Source organism: Polaromonas naphthalenivorans CJ2, from assembly GCF_000015505.1.
GTDB lineage: Bacteria > Pseudomonadota > Gammaproteobacteria > Burkholderiales > Burkholderiaceae_C > Polaromonas > Polaromonas naphthalenivorans.
Genome location: NC_008781.1, coordinates 3049948 through 3066066, shown reverse-complemented (window position 1 = coordinate 3066066; position 16119 = coordinate 3049948). Strand labels below are relative to the sequence as shown.

11 protein-coding genes and 1 riboswitch are annotated in these 16119 nt (G+C 61.9%); of the genes, 3 read left to right on the top strand and 8 right to left on the bottom strand.

What is annotated here, in order from left to right; genetic code table 11:
* Position 1: 1 nt before the first annotated feature.
* The 7 genes from PNAP_RS14530 to PNAP_RS27060 form a co-directional block, all read right to left on the bottom strand.
* Positions 2–829, bottom strand: coding sequence for a PilW family protein (locus PNAP_RS14530; RefSeq protein WP_011802284.1), 828 nt, complete (start codon positions 827–829; stop codon positions 2–4).
* Positions 816–1394, bottom strand: a complete 579-nt coding sequence (pilV, locus tag PNAP_RS25745; protein ID WP_011802283.1) for a type IV pilus modification protein PilV — start codon at positions 1392–1394, stop codon at positions 816–818. Before pilV ends, PNAP_RS14530 begins: the two co-directional genes overlap by 14 nt.
* On the bottom strand, positions 1385–1951 hold the full coding sequence (locus tag PNAP_RS25740; RefSeq protein ID WP_011802282.1) for a GspH/FimT family pseudopilin: 567 nt from the start codon (positions 1949–1951) through the stop codon (positions 1385–1387). The genes pilV and PNAP_RS25740 overlap by 10 nt, the downstream gene beginning before the upstream one ends.
* A 103-nt stretch (positions 1952–2054) precedes the next feature.
* Positions 2055–2504, bottom strand: a complete 450-nt coding sequence (nrdR, locus tag PNAP_RS14520) for a transcriptional regulator NrdR (RefSeq protein ID WP_011802281.1) — start codon at positions 2502–2504, stop codon at positions 2055–2057.
* Between the two features lie 100 nt (positions 2505–2604).
* A complete protein-coding gene (gene glyA / locus PNAP_RS14515; RefSeq protein ID WP_011802280.1) occupies positions 2605–3849 on the bottom strand; it encodes a serine hydroxymethyltransferase in 1245 nt (414 codons plus the stop codon).
* 61 nt (positions 3850–3910) lie between these two features.
* Positions 3911–4042, bottom strand: a riboswitch (ZMP/ZTP riboswitch).
* A 37-nt stretch (positions 4043–4079) separates the two neighbouring features.
* Positions 4080–5000 (bottom strand): lytic transglycosylase domain-containing protein, encoded by a 921-nt coding sequence (locus PNAP_RS14510; protein WP_011802279.1) that lies wholly within the window; start codon positions 4998–5000, stop codon positions 4080–4082.
* Between the two features lie 350 nt (positions 5001–5350).
* Positions 5351–5683 (bottom strand): hypothetical protein, encoded by a 333-nt coding sequence (locus PNAP_RS27060; RefSeq protein ID WP_011802278.1) that lies wholly within the window; start codon positions 5681–5683, stop codon positions 5351–5353.
* 80 nt (positions 5684–5763) lie between these two features.
* Between PNAP_RS27060 and PNAP_RS14505 the strand changes: the two genes are divergently transcribed.
* The 3 genes from PNAP_RS14505 (at position 5764) to PNAP_RS14495 (ending at position 14725) form a co-directional block, all read left to right on the top strand.
* Positions 5764–9660, top strand: a complete 3897-nt coding sequence (locus PNAP_RS14505; protein WP_011802277.1) for a DUF748 domain-containing protein — start codon at positions 5764–5766, stop codon at positions 9658–9660.
* Positions 9661–9873: 213 nt separating this feature from the next.
* Positions 9874–12720, top strand: coding sequence for a DUF349 domain-containing protein (locus tag PNAP_RS14500; RefSeq protein ID WP_011802276.1), 2847 nt, complete (start codon positions 9874–9876; stop codon positions 12718–12720).
* A 139-nt stretch (positions 12721–12859) separates the two neighbouring features.
* Complete coding sequence (locus PNAP_RS14495; RefSeq protein ID WP_011802275.1) at positions 12860–14725, top strand: DNA methyltransferase; 1866 nt, start codon at positions 12860–12862, stop codon at positions 14723–14725.
* Here PNAP_RS14495 and PNAP_RS25735 read toward each other — a convergent pair.
* Positions 14704–15836, bottom strand: a protein-coding gene (locus tag PNAP_RS25735; RefSeq protein ID WP_086000545.1) for an IS630 family transposase whose coding sequence is annotated in 2 segments (ribosomal slippage) — positions 14704–15404 and positions 15404–15836 — 1134 coding nt in all. Because the reading frame shifts where the segments join, the coding sequence is not laid out codon by codon here. The genes PNAP_RS14495 and PNAP_RS25735 overlap by 22 nt on opposite strands.
* Between the last annotated feature and the right edge of the window lie 283 nt (positions 15837–16119).

Sequence of the window (16119 nt, the reverse complement as noted above, 5' to 3'; positions counted from 1 at the left end):
TTTATAAAAGAGCATTGCGTAGGCTGTATGTGCGCCGGAATACCTTGCGTAGCAAGCCATCGTTGGTGACTGTCTGACCGCGACAACCAGTGACAACCAGGCCGGGCTGCGGATTGCCTCGGTTTTCACCAATAAACTGAAGGCAAACAGTCACTGCCTGAATATTGGTCCAGTCAGGGACAAGATCAGCTGTGTAAAACTGGTATTGCAGTACGCCCCCAGCAACAGTCTGGACGCCGTAAGTGACTTGAAAGTCTTCAACGCCATCGGCAATCGGCTGTGCCCCCGCAGCAGTGGCACCCGCGCAATTCAACTCTTTTTTTGCGGTGTCCACAGTAAACTGGTTGTCCATACGAATATTGCGTCGTGCGTTGTTCCATGTGTTGCTTGTTAGGAGCGTGTTGCCTAGGCAATCATGCGTGGTACCGTTGCCGTCTTGATAACTCACGCGGAGCGTGTCTGGGGCGTTGCTCGCACCCTCTAAGCCATGAATGGAAAAAATTTGGCCCGCTGTTGCGCCTGTGGTCGTGGGATCGAACCCCGTGAACGCGCTGCTGAAGATCACTCTATCCGGGTCAGTTGTGCTTTGTCCCAAGTTGATTGCACCGGCCTGCTGGATCTGAAAACCCAAGATGCGAAATGTGTTGTCTGCTTCTTGTTGCAGCCGAGCGCTGTCACCCACCACACCAGAGCTGATTTGCGTATACAGAAAACTGCCGAGGGCTGCCACTACCACCAGCAGACCAATGGTCAGGCCGACCATCAACTCCATCAGCGAGAAGCCGCGTTGAAACCTTTTACTGTGGCGGGTGCGCTTATGGTTGTACATACACTAGATGACAGATGAGGTTTGCGGGGCACTCCACGCCATTGGCACCGGCAGTGACGGCAAACGGGGCCTTGTAGGCAGCTTTTTCTGAAGTTGTCGTACCTTCCGCTTTGCTTTCGTTAGCCGTCCACCCAATGGCAATGCCAATTTGGCGCGAATCATTTGGCGATTGAAAAACGGTTGCATTGGCGGATGGCAGGCTAGCAAGCACAGCATTACGCCAAGTGTTTAAGTCTGATTGCGCCAGTTGCGCGCCGGTGCATTGTGCGAGCGTGCAGTCCTGCACTGTTTTGGTCGCGCTCCATGCCAAAGCGTAGCGGTTGGCCAGTGCCGCGTCACGATTGAGCAGCATGCGGTTGGTGAGATCCTCAATGAGGCCAACCGCAATGGCGCGTGAATTTGTAGTGCGCGATTCGACCAATAAACGGGCTTGCACACCGGCCAAACTCATCATGCCCAAGGCCAATATAACTATTGAAACCATGGCCTCAATCAGACTCAGGCCGCGTTGACGGGATTGGCTGGCGCCGCTGCACACGCTGCGCGTGTCTTGCTTTAGTTGCATGTTGCCTCACCTTTCACGCTGCGTGTTCTGCCACCACTGCTCATGCAAAGGGTCAGGGTTGCTGTGCCAGCAACACCATCATTGCTTTGAGTGATCACAAATTTTTGCCCTACTCCTGCTTGACCCCAACGGTTGAATATTACTTTTCTGCCGCTGCCGGTATGCATCACGTCATAACCAGTTGGTACCGTCGTAATTTGTAATGCGCTGTTTTGTTCGGAAGTATTTACGTCTCTAGTATCTGGAATGGTGCCCACAACCGTCAGCCAACCGCAACTCCAAATATCAGTGTCATTTGCCTCCGCACCGCAGCCGGGCAGTCGAATCAAAGTGATTGACGTACCTCTGCGAATGGCTTCGGACCGAGCAGCCTGCATAGATGCTATCAAATCATCTTTAATTGCATTGACTCGGTAACGTTTGATCGTCTCGGAAAAGCTGGGCGCCGCCAATGCAGCCAGAATTCCCAGAATCGCCAGGCTGACCATGACCTCAATCAGCGTGAATCCATTACCCTTGGAGTTGAAAGAATTGCGGGATAGCTCAAGCGATTTCATAGAACTCGACTTTAACCAGCCAGGCTAGTCATTGAACTCAGCGCCCGACGAGCGCAGCCATTGGTGTGACAAACGGTAAGTTGCTTGGCTTTTTCAACAGCGGCTACCGCCCAACCTCATCCACCAGCGTCTTGAACTCGTCAATATCCTCAAAGCTCCGGTACACGCTGGCAAAGCGGATGTAGGCGATCTTGTCGAGCTTTTTCAGCTCCAGCATGACCAATTCGCCCAGGCGGCTCGAAGCCACCTCGCGCAGCCCGAGGCTCAGCAGCTTTTCCTCGATCTGCTCGACGGCTGCATCGATCTGCGCGGTGCTGACCGGGCGCTTGCGCAGGGCCAGCCGCATCGAGCCTAGGATTTTGCCGCGCTGGTAGTCGGTGCGGCGGCCGTCCTTTTTGACGATGGACGGAAAGCTGACGTCGGGCCGCTCGTAGGTGGTGAAGCGTTTTTCACACGCGCCGCACTGGCGGCGGCGGCGTATGAATTCGGCGTCTTCGGAAATCCGGGTTTCCACAACCTGGGTTTCAAGGTGACCGCAAAAAGGACATTTCATGAGTCCTCCTGGCAATTTTTCAAGCGTTTCAGGGCGTTTGCGCAATAGGCATGGGCGCAAGCAGCTATTGAATTAATAGCTGCTGCGCCCTTCATGGCGTTCAGCCGTAAACCGGGAAGCGGCTGGTCAGGGCGTGAACCTTGGCGCGAACCGCCTCGATGTTGGCGGCATCGCGCGGGTTGTCCAGCACATCGGCCACCAGGTTGGCGGTCATGCGCGCTTCCTCGTCGCCAAAACCGCGCGTGGTCATGGCGGGGGTGCCAATGCGCACGCCGCTGGTGACCATCGGCTTTTCCGGGTCGTTCGGAATCGCATTTTTGTTGATGGTCATGTGGGCGCTGCCCAGCACGGCTTCGGCTTCCTTGCCGGTGATGCCCTTGGCGCGCAAATCGACCAGCATGACGTGGCTTTCGGTGCGGCCGCTGACGATGCGCAGGCCGCGCTGGGTCAGGGTTTCGGCGACGATCTGGGCATTCTTCAGGACTTGCTGCTGGTAAATCTTGAATTCTGGCGACAGCGCTTCCTTGAAGGCGATGGCTTTCGCGGCAATCACATGCATCAGCGGGCCGCCCTGCAGTCCGGGGAAGATTGCGCTGTTGATGATTTTTTCGTGCTGCGCCTTCATCAGGATGATGCCGCCGCGCGGGCCGCGCAGGCTCTTGTGCGTGGTCGAAGTCACGATGTCCGCGTGCGGCACCGGGTTGGGGTAAATGCCGGCGGCAATCAGGCCGGCGTAATGCGCCATATCAACCATGAAAATCGCACCGACATCCTTGGCCACCCTGGCGAAGCGTTCAAAATCAATTGCCAGCGAGTAGGCGCTGGCGCCGGCAATGATCAGCTTGGGTTTGGTTTCGTGCGCCTTGCGCTCCATCGCTTCGTAGTCGATCTCTTCCTTGTCATTGAGACCGTAGGAAACGACGTTGAACCATTTGCCGCTCATGTTGAGCGCCATGCCGTGCGTCAGGTGGCCGCCTTCGGCCAGGCTCATGCCCATGATGGTGTCGCCGGGCTTGAGGAAGGCAAGGAACACGGCTTCGTTGGCCGATGCGCCGCAATGCGGCTGGACGTTGGCGGCATCGGCGCCAAAGATCTGCTTGACACGGTCGATGGCCAGTTGCTCGGCCACATCGACATGTTCGCAGCCGCCGTAGTAGCGGCGGCCGGGGTAGCCTTCGGCGTATTTGTTGGTGAGTTGCGAGCCTTGCGCGGCCATGACGGCGGGCGAGGCGTAGTTTTCGCTGGCGATCAGCTCGATGTGGTGCTCTTGGCGGGCGTTTTCAGCCTGGATGGCGGCAAAGATTTCGGGGTCGGTCTGTTCGATGAGAATATTGCGGTGGTACATGGCAGTCCTTCAAGACTTTGGTTCCTTGTCCTTTGGCTCAAGATTGCAGAGCAAAGGAAGCAAGGGCTGCCCAGGCGAACGGCTGAACGCTTTTTGGCCAGATGACCTCAAACGGTGCGCTTCCCCGTGGTGTCCCACGTCGGCCTTCAGAGTTGTGAAACCATGAGGCCTATCGCCAGTCGCGCACCGCGCTAGTGTAGCGTAGGGTGCCTGGCCGCAAGCTCAGCCGATCAGGACTGACCCAGCAGCGCCACTTCTTCTGCTGGCTTCTCGTTCGACTCCTGCCTGGCCGAAGCGTTGGCCGGCAATGACACCGGAACAGGGCGCGAAGGCGCTGGAGAGGCATACTGCCGCGATGTGGGCGGACGCTTGCCGCCGACCACGGCCAGCAGGCGCGCATGCTCGGCCATGACCTTGCCGGCATAGCCGCCATCGCTTTCGAGGTTGGCCGCGCCAACATAGTATTTCAGCCCGCCTTCAATGGAGCCGGCGCGGCTGATGCATTCCTGCAGCACCTTGACGCCAACGCGCAGGTTCGCCATCGGATCAAAGGCCGCCAGCTTGCCGCCCACCTTGGCGTATTTGTCGTGATGGACTTGCGTCATCACCTGCATCAGGCCCTGCGCGCCCACCGGGCTCTGGGCAAACGGGTTGAAGCCCGATTCAATCGCCATGATGGCCAGGATCAGCGTCGGGTCGAGCTTGACCTTGTAGCCGATCTCAAAGGCTTCCGCGACCAGGGCGCCCACGGGTTCGAGCGCCACCGAATATTTCTTGCTGATCCACGAGGCCACTGCGGCCTGCTGGGTGGAAAGTGCCTTGGGCTTGGGGGTGGCAGCGGGTTCAACCGGAACCGGCTCCTTGAGCACGGCCACTTGCGGGGTAACCAGGGTAGCCGGGGTAACCACTGGAGCGCGGCGTTCCTGCAGCCACGCCATGAGCCTGACTTCGCCCGCGTCACGCAGGTCGGGCCGGGCCATCAAGGTGACCACGGCAAACACGACAGCCAGGCCCAGAAGGGCAAAGCTGCTGTGGGTGATAACGAAAAATCCCCGGGCAATATCGTCCGCGACCGTGGCAAGGCCGCTGCGTACACTTTTCAGATGTGTCTTGATGTTCAAATCAAGACGGTTATTTACTAGCGCTGTCATTAGCACTCCTTTCTTTGCATGCAAACCTTGTAAGGCTGCGCAGGCTTTGATTGGGTCGCCATAAAACCAGGCAGATGCCTGCTGGTTGTTGACCCTCGATGAGGCTGCCGGGACGGGCAGTGAGTTCGGACAAGCCCTGGTCTTAGGGGGGCTTGGGGCATTCTATTGGGCTCATTAATAACCTGTCAATAATAACGAATCAATTTGATATATCAAAAAATGATTGAAAACCTCTTTTTTTCACTGAAAAAGGACTAATTTCACGGTTGTGCTTGTTTCTTTTCAAAGCTTGCTTTCAGTAACATTTGAAAGTGGGATGGTCAAAGTGCTTGGGAATGGCGCCTTGATCCTCACGGTCTGCCTGCGCTGAATGCGCGCTTTGCCGAGGCATTTGCAGTGCCGCGCAGCGTCAAAAAGGAGGTAAAGAAAACACCAATCGCCCTGTGAATCGTGATTGAAAAATTAGGCTTGTCGGTAGGAGGTACCCGGTTTAATCTGCAGTTGTCCGAGTTTTCGGACATCAACCGGGTAACCAGTCCCGGTAAAAAACGGAAGCAATCACTTGCTTCCAACGCACTGTGAGACGATTCATCTCTCCTTTTGCGAAGCCCGATGGCATGGGTCTTATGCCCGCCATCAACCCCGGTCAGCGCTGCTGACCGGGGTTTTTCATTTCCGGTCACCGTAAATCCTCCAAAAACAAGGCATTGACCTTTGGCGCCGGGTATTAAAAACTCGGCACCTGAGTCTGTCTGGCAATGCAATGAATCACAACAAGTGGCCGCTTCGTGGAAAAACCGTTTTGGCTGGCGCTGGCGCCGTGCTTCGCTCGCCCCGCTGGCATCGCCGCGTGCTCTGGGCGGTCGGCGCCTGGCTGCTGCTCTGGGCGCTGGCTTATGCTGCCGTGCCCTTCATCCTGAAGTCGCAACTGGAGAAGATTGGCACTGAAAAACTGGGCCGTCGCGTCAGCGTGGGGGCGGTGGATTTCAAGCCCTGGACGCTCGAATTGACGATCAATGACCTGGCCATCGCCAAAGCCCAGCCAGCCGCGCTCCAGCCGCCTGCCGCCCCGGCAGCTCCCCAGCTGAAAATCAGGCGTCTCTATATAGATGCGGAACTGGCGTCCCTGCTGCGGCTGGCGCCCGTGGCCGATGCGCTGGTGGTCGAAGAGCCGGTGGCTTCGCTCACCTACCTCGGCCAGGGGCGCTATGACATTGACGACATCCTGGCGCGGCTAAAAAAACCTGATGCGCAGCCTGCCGGCGAAGCGCCGCAGTTCTCGCTTTACAACCTGGTGCTGAGCGGTGGCCAGATCGACTTCGTGGATCAATCCGTTCATAAGACGCATGCGCTGCGCGACTTGCGCCTGGCGGTTCCGTTTTTAAGCAACCTGGCTTCGCAGCGAGAGATCAAGACCGCGCCGCACCTGGCCTTTACCCTCAATGGCAGCCGTTTTGACACGGCTGCCGTCGCCACGCCGTTTGCCAGCAACCATAAAACCGACGCCGCCTTCGCGCTGCGCGGCTTCGATTTGCAGCCCTACCTGGCGTACTGGCCCGCCAGCCTGCCTTTCAGGCTGCAAAGCGCCGTGCTGCATGCCGATGTCAAGGTGGCGTTCGAGCAGACTGCGGCGCCGGTCGTCAGGATTTCCGGCAGCGTCACGGCCGACAAGGTGCGGCTGCTGCAGGCGAGTGGACCCGATGCCGCGCCGGGCGCCGGCGCTGAGCTGCTGGCGTTTGACCGCCTGCACCTCACGCTGGACGATGTGCGGCCGCTGGAGCAAATGGTCAAGCTGTCTGCAGTCGAGCTGACTGCGCCCACGCTGTCCATCACGCGCGACCGGGCAGGGCGATTGAACCTGCTTCCGGTCGATGCGCAAAGTGCTACAAAAAACATAGCTATTAGCGCAGGTGCTGCAAGCGCAAATGGCCAAAATGATATAAAAAATCAAGCTGTGGCGTCAGCCATTCCGTGGACAGTTCTGGTCACCAGGGTGAACGTGCGGGGCGGTTCGGTGAACTGGCGCGACGAAACCCTGCCGTCGCCCGCCCAGATCCGGCTCAAGGATCTGGTGCTGAACGCCTCGGCGATTGCCTATCCGTTTGCGGCCAGCGCACCCCTGCAGTTCAACGGCTCGCTGGGGCTGGACCCGTCGGCCCTGAATGTGCCGACGCAGGGCAAGGCCGTGGCGAAATCGCCTGCGCCTGCGCCTGCGCCAGTGACGGCGCCGGCTCCGGCACTCGTCACCTTCAAGGGTTCGGCCACCGACCGGGCCGCCGATATCACGGCCGATGTCGCCGCCTGGCCGCTCAGCATGGCGGCCAAATATGTCGGCCAGTTCTTGCTGCCGGCGCTCAATGGCCGGCTCGATGCCCAGCTTGGCGTGAAGTGGCAGGCCGCCCTGGCCGATCAGCCGCAGGCATTGCGCATCACCGCGCCCGCCATCGCGGTCAGCGATGTGCAGCTGGCGCAAGGTGCCACCTCGCTGGTGTCGATTCAGCGCGCGGAACTGGCGCAGGTGGAGATTGACCTGCCGGGCCAGTCCTTCAAGGCTGCCCACATGCAGCTCAGCCAGCCCCGGGCAAGGGTGGAGCGCGACGCCGCCAAGCGCTGGATGTACGAACGCTGGCTGGTGAGCCACGGCCAAGCCGCGCCGCCCGCCGCCCCAAAAACCGGGACCGGTGCGCCGTCGTGGGCGGTCGCCATCAACGAAGTGCTGCTGGACGGCGGCACGGTGTCGTTTTCCGACAAGGCCGGCGCCAAGCCGGTGGCATTCGAGGTCACTGCGGCAAAAGCCCAGCTCGGCGGGCTGGTGCTGGGCGACAGCCCGGCCGGCAAGGCGCAAGCCGTCCAAGCCATGCCGCTGTCGGCCTCGCTGCGACTGGCCACGGGCCGGTCCCCGCCCGGCAAGCTGGACTTCAAGGGCAGCCTGGCCCTGGCGCCGCTGCAGGCCAAGGGCCAGCTGGCCGTCGAGCGGCTGCCGGTGCAGGCCTTCGAGCCTTATTTTGCCGGCGCGCTCAACATCGAACTGCTGCGCGCCGATGCCAGCTTCATGGGCCGGGTGGCCTACCGCCAGACCGCCGCCGGCCCGCAGCTAGAGGCGGCTGGCGACGTGGCGCTGGAGCAGTTCAGGGCCAACACGCTGGCGCCCGCCGAAGACCTGCTGGCCTGGAAAGCGCTCAATGTGCGCGGCCTGAAAGTGGCGCTGGAGCCCGGCAAGGCGACGCGGGTGGACGTGAAGGAAACCGTGCTGAGCGACTTTTTTGCCCGCGTCATCGTCATGCCCGACGGCCGCATCAACCTGCAGGACTTGGTGAAACCGGCGGCGCCCGCTTCCACCGCCCATCAGGATGCTACGAAAAAAGTAGCTGCTGACGCAAGCCAGGAAAGCGCAAAAGGCATGAAAGACCTGAAAAATCCAGCCGCCGCGCCAGCCAGCCCGCCGCCCATCGTCAACATTGGCCCGATCAGCCTGATCAACGGCCAGGTCCGGTTTTCGGACCGCTTCATCAAGCCCAACTACTCGGCCGACCTGAGCGAGCTGACCGGCAAGCTCAGCGCGTTTTCGTCCGTGGCGGCAAGCGCGCCTGCTGGCCAGGCGGCCGCACCCGCCATGGCCGACCTGGAATTGCGCGGCAAGGCCGAAGGCACGGCGTCGCTCGAAATCCTGGGCAAGCTCAACCCGCTGGTCACGCCGCTGGCGCTGGACATCACCGGCAAGGTGCGCGACCTGGAGCTGCCGCCGCTGTCGCCCTATGCCGTCAAGTATTCCGGCTACGGCATCGAACGCGGCAAGATGAGCGTCGATGTGAACTACGTGGTGCTGCCCGACGGCCGCCTCACCGCCCGCAACAAGCTGGTGCTCAACCAGCTCAGCTTTGGCGACAAGGTGGCGGGCTCGACGGCCAGCCTGCCGGTCAAGCTGGCCGTCGCCCTGCTGGCCGACCGCAACGGCGTGATCGACCTTGATTTGCCCATCAGCGGCTCGCTCAATGATCCGCAGTTCAGCCTGGGGCCGGTCATCGTCAAGGTGATTCTGAATGTCATCGTCAAGGCCATCACCGCGCCGTTCAGCCTGCTGGCCCATGCGCTGGGCGGCGGTGGCGACGAGCTGGGCCGGGTCGATTTTGCCGCCGGCAGCGCGCAGTTGTCGCCCGATGCCCGGGCCGGGCTCGACAAGGTGGCGAAGGCGCTGGCCGAGCGCCCCGCGCTGGTGCTCACGGTGGCCGGCACCAGCAGCCTGGACGCCGAGCGCGATGGTTTCCAGCGCGAGCAGTTGGCCGAGAAGGTGCGCGCCGAAAAACGCCGCCAGATGGTTCGGGATGGCCTGGCGCTATCGCCTGAGACAAGCGTCAGCCCGGACGAATACCCGGCGCTGCTCAAGGCCGTCTACAAGCAGTCCGAGCTGCCCAAGCCGCGCAACCTGATCGGCCTGGTCAAGGACCAGCCGGTCGCCGAGATGGAAAAGCTGCTGCTGGCCGGGATTCCGGCCAGCCCCGAAGCCCTGCACGAACTGGCGGTGAAGCGTGCCATCAGCGTCAAGGATTACCTGATTTCCCGGGGTCTGCCGCCCGCGCGGCTGTTCCTCGGGGCGGCCAAGGCCATGCCGCCAGAGGCCAAATCGACCCCGCATGCTGAACTTAATTTGGCAATGCCGTAAAAACAGCGAAAATAAGCGGATTGCTTTAATTTTTAAAGCTGTAGGTATTCAGGCCTTGCAAGCCATGACCCGAATTCCTCCGCTGACAGACCTTCCAGTTCTTCGCCCCCGTGATTGTTTACCAAGTGCCGGCAGGCACGCCGGTCCGGGGCTTCGAATGCTGGGTGCAGGTGCTGTCTCTGGCTGCTTTTTTTTCCGAAACGATTTTTAACTATGCTGCGCTCTTTCTTGTCCAAATCCTCCAAAGCCGAACCCACGCCAGCCGCTGCCGTGAAAACCAGCGTCGCCAAAAGTGCTGAAGCCCATCCGCTGGACGGCCTGACGGGCGGCGCTTTTTCAGCGGCCACCTCGGGCGAGCGGGCTTCCCGCATCCGCCAGTGGCTGGCCACCGAACCCACGCCCGAGCAGATGGCCGAAGTCTATAAAGACCTGGCCAACCGCGACAAGGGCGCGGCCAAGCCATTGAAGGAAAAGCTCGACGAAGTCAAGCGCAGCAAGGGCCAGGAAATCATCGCTGCCGAATGGGCCGAAAAAGCCAAGTCGCTGCTGGCCCTGCCCAAGCTCAACCTGGCCGATGCCCTGGCCTGGCAGCGCGACGCCGCCAAGGCCGGCGCGCCGCTGTCCAAGGAACCGCTGGCCGGCCTGAAAGTGCAGCTCGCCGAGCGCGTCAAGACGATTGAAGACCTGCAGCACCGCACCCAGGTGCAGCGCGAGGCCGCCGTGCTGATCGCGCAGCGCATCGAAGTGCTGTCGATCAAGCCCTGGCGCGATGCCGAGGCCGTGCTTGACACCCTGCGCGCCGACGTGGCGCACTGGCAGGCCCAGGCCGACGAACTCGCGCAGGATGCCAACTGGGCCAGCGTCGATGGCAAGTTCCCGCCGCTGCTCGACGCCTCGCGCGGCCAGTTGCTGGCCGTCTGGGACGCTTTCCAGGGCGCGCTCGCCTTGACGGTGAAAGCCGCCGAAGACGCCGCCGCACCGCTGCCCGCCGTGCCGGTCTGGGCCGACGAGTTGCGCGCCGCACGCGGCCTGCCGACATCAAAATCCGAAGCCCAGGCGACTGCCGACGGCAGCCAGCCCGCGCGTGCGCCCAAGGCCAAGATGGAACCCGGCGCCCTGAACGAGCTGCGCGCCAAATCCGCCGCCATCGTGCAGGAAGCGCTGGCCCGGCTGGAGCATGAAGTCACTGAAGGCCACGGCAAATCGACGCCCAAGGTCGCCGCCGACCTGCGCCATGCGCTGAAGGAAAACATCCGCAACATCGACAGCAAGCTCGAAGCTGCCGCGCACGCCGCGCTGACCGCCGCCGGCGAACTCGAAGGCTGGCAGCGCTGGCGTGCCGACCAGATTCGCGAAGAACTGGTCGTCAAGGCCGAAGCACTGGTGGCCAAGCCGCTGGGCGGGCGCAAGCAGCAGGACGCCCTGCGCAACATGCGCGAACAGTGGAAGACCAGCGACCAGGGCGGCACGCCCAACCATGCGCTGTGGAAGCGTTTTGACGACGCCTGCAACGAAGCGCACAAGGTCGTCGAAGCCTGGCTTGAAAAGGTCAAGGAACAGGCCGAAGCCCACAAGGCCCAGCGCCAGGCGCTGATCGACGAAGTGCTCGCCTGGGCTGAAGCCAACCAGGGCAACACCGACTGGAAGATGCATATCCGCAGCCTGAACGCCTTTGTCGATAAATGGCGCGAAGCCGGCCATCTGGGCGAAAAGGCCTTTGCCGAAATCCAGCCGGTCTGGAAAGCCGCCATGGACAAGGCCGATGCTGGTCTGACCGCCGCCCGCGCCGCCAGCCTGGCCCGCCGCCGCGCCATGATCGAGGAAGCGCAAGTGTTGGGCGCCGAGCCGCAGTTGCGCATCGACGCCGTCAAGTCGCTGCAGCAGCGCTGGCAGCATGAAGCGCAGAGCGTGCCGATTGAGCGCAAGCAGGAGCAAAAGCTCTGGGACGCCTTCCGCAAGCCGATTGACGACGCCTTCCAGCGCAAGACCGTCGAGCGCGAAAAAGCCGCCGCCGCGCTGGGCGAGCATGACCGCTACGTGCTTGAAGCCGCCAAGGCCGTCGAGGCCGCCACCGCCAGCGGCGACGCGCAAAAAATCCATGCCGCTGCCAAAGCGCTCGAAGCCGCCGTGCGCGGACAGGTGCAGGCCGCCGCCGACGCCAAGACCGCCGCCGACGCCGTGCCAGCAGCTTCGATTTCTGAAGGAAATCAGGCTGTAGCGCAGGATGGACAAGCGCAAGCTGCTACTGAAAGCGTAGCGCCCGCGCTCGATGCCGACGGCAATCCGACGCCTGAAGCGCTGGAAGCCGAATTCGCCGAATCCGCCCAGCCCGCCAGCGAGCCGGCAGAGCCTGCCGCGCCGCCAAAACCCGCCGCCAAGCCCATCGTCGCCATGCGCGGCGATGACCGCCCCGGCGCACGCCGGGCCGAGCCTGTCGCCGCCGGCCGTGGCGGCAAGTTTGGCGACCGCAAGGACGCGCGTCCGGGCGGCAAGCCCAGCGGCCCGCGCCAGAGCACCGACAACAAGTTCGAGCCTTACCGCCCCGAGCGCGAAGGCCGTCCTGAGCGTTTCAGCGACCGTCCGGCATTTGAAGAGCGCGGCCCGCGCCTGGGCGATGCCGCCTTCCGCGCCCAGCGCGAAGCTTTTGAAGCGGCGAACCACGCGCTGAAAAAGCTCGCCATGCAGGCCCACGGCGAAGTGCTGACCAACCTGCTGACCGCCTGGGAAAAGCGCGACCCCGAGCAACTGCCCGCCGCGCAGGAACTGGGCAAGCTGGTCGCGCCCGCAGTGCGCAGCAGCTGGGCCAAGGCGCTGGGCGCACCGGCTGAAAAGGATGCCTCTGAAGCGCTGCTGCGCCTGGAGATGGCCGCCGAGTTGCCGACGCCTGCCGAGCACATCAGTGCGCGCCGCATGCTGCAGCTGCAATTGCTCACCAAGCGCAATGCGCCAACGCCCGCCGAGACTTGGGGCGAAGACGCCGCCAAAGTGCTGGCCGCCGAGTTTGACGCCGGCAATGCGCGGCGCCTGCAAAACGTGCTGAAGGCGCTGCTCAAGCGCTGAAGCCGCGCTCCTCCGGGCTAACGCTGCATCACAACCCGGCACCGACGTTCATCAGAGCGTTCGTGCCGGGTTTTTTCCTGTGGCCCGCCCGGCCCGCGCCCACACCGATTCCCCTCATCACCTCCAACGCCAGGACGCCATGACGCCCCAGGACTTTATTCAAAAATGGGGTCCCGGCGGCCCCGCCCATGGCCTGAATGAAGAGCAGGGCGCGCAAAGCCATTTCCTGGATTTGTGCGAACTGCTTGGCGTGCCCAAGCCCGGCAGTGAAGCGGGCTACCTGTTTGAAGAAAAAAACAGCGTCATCGGCGGGCGCACGGGTTACGCCGATGTGTTCCGGCGCGGTGCATTCGCCTGGGAAAACAAGGCGCCCGGCAAGAACCTCGACGCCGCGCTCAAGCAGTTGCTGAGCTACAGCCTGGCGCTGAGCAATCCGCCCATCCTGGTGGTCTGCGACCGCCTGACGATACGCATCCACACCCAGTTCACCGGCCACCCGAGCGAGACGCACACGGTGCTGCTGGCCGAACTCGACCAGCCGGCCAAGCTGGCGCTGCTGCGCCGCATCTGGACGGCGCCCGAGAGCTTTCGCCCCAAGAAAACCAGCCGCGACATCACCGAAGCGGCCGCGCGCAGCTTTGCCACGCTGGCCGAAGGCCTGCGCAAGCGCGGCCCGGCCAAAGAAACCGACCCGCAAGGCTGGCAAACGCATGCCGACGAGGTGGCGCATTTCCTCACGCAATGCCTGTTCTGCTTTTTTGCCGAAGACGTGGGCCTGCTGCCCGGGCGCATGTTCGAGGGGTTGGTGAACAACCGCAAGCTCACCAGCGACAAGCTGACCGGCGGGCTGCGCAACCTGTTCAGCGTGATGCGTGACGGCGGGCTGTACGGCAACGACGACATTCCGTGGTTCAACGGCGGGCTGTTCAAGACCATCAAGGTGCCGCCGCTCACCGTGCTCGACATGACCGAGCTGCGCAATGCCGCCGGCCTGAACTGGAGCGCGATTGACGTGTCGATCTTCGGCACGCTGTTCGAGCGCGGGCTGGACCCCGGCAAGCGCAGCCAGCTCGGCGCGCACTACACCGACCCGGCGACCATCGAGCGCATCGTCGAGCCCGTTCTCAAGCGCCCGCTGCTACAGGTTTGGAAGCAGCTCGTGTCCGTGCTGCAAGCGCTACTGGCCAAAAGCACCAAAAAAGGCGATAAAAACTACAAGGCCGCGCAGGTCAAGTTCATCGGCGGGCTCGACCAGCTCAAGGACTTCCGCGTGCTCGACCCGGCCTGCGGCAGCGGCAATTTCCTGTTCATGGGCCTGAAGGCGCTCAAGGACATCGAGCACCAGAGCCACATCGAAGCCGCCGCGCTGGGGCTGGACCGCGAAGCCGACCTGGTGACCGGCCCGCACAACATGCTGGGGCTGGAGCTGAACGAATACGCCGCCGAACTGGCGCGCGTCACGGTCTGGATTGGCGAGCTGCAATGGCGGCTGCTGCACGGCTACGAGTTCAAGACCAACCCGGTGCTGGAGCCGCTCGACCATATCGAGTGCCGCGACGCGCTGCTGACGTTTGGCGCTTGCGGCGCTGCGCCGGTCGAGGCCGATTGGCCGAAAGCCAGCGTGGTGATGGGAAATCCGCCGTTTCTGGGCGACAAGATGATGCGCTCAGAGCTAGGCGATGCCTACACTGACACGCTACGGCAGGTTTACAAGGATAGAGTGCCGGGCGGGGCTGATATGGTGATGTTTTGGTTTGAAAAAGCCAGATCCCAGATTGAAAAAACCGGGCTTTATGCCGCCGGACTCGTGGCCACCAATTCCATTCGCCAGCGCGGTAACCGTCCCGTGATTGAACGTATCCAGAAGACGACACGGATATATGAAGCGTGGGCTGACATGCCGTGGGTAAATCAAGGTGCTGCCGTGCGTGTTTCGTTAGTGTGTTTTGGCCAAGCAACGCAGGGTGCGAGACTAGTGTCTCGTCATGAGGAAGTTGTCGGGTAAAGGCGTTTTAGCTTGATGCGGGCATCCTTGGTTGTGAATTGCCAGTTGACTTTGGCCTGAAGGTTGTCGCGGCGGGCCTGCCAGGCAGCGACTTCGCTGCGCACGGTCTCGATGCTGTCGATGCGCCGGCTCAGGCACTGATCCACCATAACGTTGATTTCGATCTCGGCCATGTTCAGCCAGCTGCCGTGCTTGGGCGTGTAGACGAACTCGAAGCGGTCCCACAGCGCCTTGGCCTGCTCGGGGGAAAACGCCTCGTACAGTGAGCCCGGGGTGTGGGTGTTGAGGTTGTCCATCACGAGTGTGATGCGCTCGGCGTCGGGGTAGCTGGCGGCAATGTCCTGCACGAACACCGCCCAGTCCGTTTTGGTCCGCCGCTCAGTGACCTTGGTTAGGCGCCGCCCGGCCAGCGGCTCGCTAGCCATGAACACGTTGCACACGCCGCAGCGTTCGTATTCGTAGTCATGGCGCTCGGGCCGCCCGGGCGCCGCTGCAATAGGCTCGCGGGTCTCGCGAATGAGCTGGCGAGGCGTCTCATCCATGCACACCACGGGGTGCTTCGCGTCCATAGGGCGGCTGTAGATGTCCAGCACCTTTTCCATGGCGGCCACGAAGGCGGCGCTCGCTGGCGGCGCGATCACCCAGCCGACTTTCCTCCAGGGTTTGAGTTCGTTTTTTTGAGAGCCCGCCGCACCGTCTCATGGGACACGGTGTCGATATATTCCAGTTCGACCAGCCGGTCAGCCAGCAGCCGTAGCGACCAGCGGGCCTGGCCTTCGGGCGGCGCCGAGCAACTCAGCGCCAGCAGCTGCGCCTCCAGGCGGCCATCGATCTTCAGGTCGTACTCGCACCTGGAGGGCTGGCGGTTCAGCGTGAGGTCCAGGCCTTCGAGGACAAACTTCTTCTTGATGCGGTCCACCTTGCGCTCACTCACGCACAGCATGGTTGCGATGTCACACGTGCGAGCGCGTTCGGTTCGCCCTCCTGATTGGTCACAGTTGAGCAGTATCAAGGCATTGATGACTTTGGACGCTGCGTGGGTGCCTTTGCCTGCAATGCCCTGCAGCTCGGCTCTTTCTGGCTCGGATAACGTGACTTTGTAATGTTCCATCCCCCATTGTCCACGTCACATAGCTCATGACGCGACACTAGATGGCATCGAGGTTCAGCAGATTTTCCCGGACCTCAAAGCCCAAATTGCAGGAGCGTCAGCCATTGACCTAACCACGGCACAGCCACTGTCAGAGAACGCCGATGCTTCTTATTTTGGTCTTTGCCTTGCCGGTCCCTTCAAAGTATCTTCAGAAATTGCAGCGAACTGGTTACGAGAACCCAATGTGAACGGTCAACCCAATAGCGTGGTACTCAAGCCGATCTATAACGGCTCTGACATC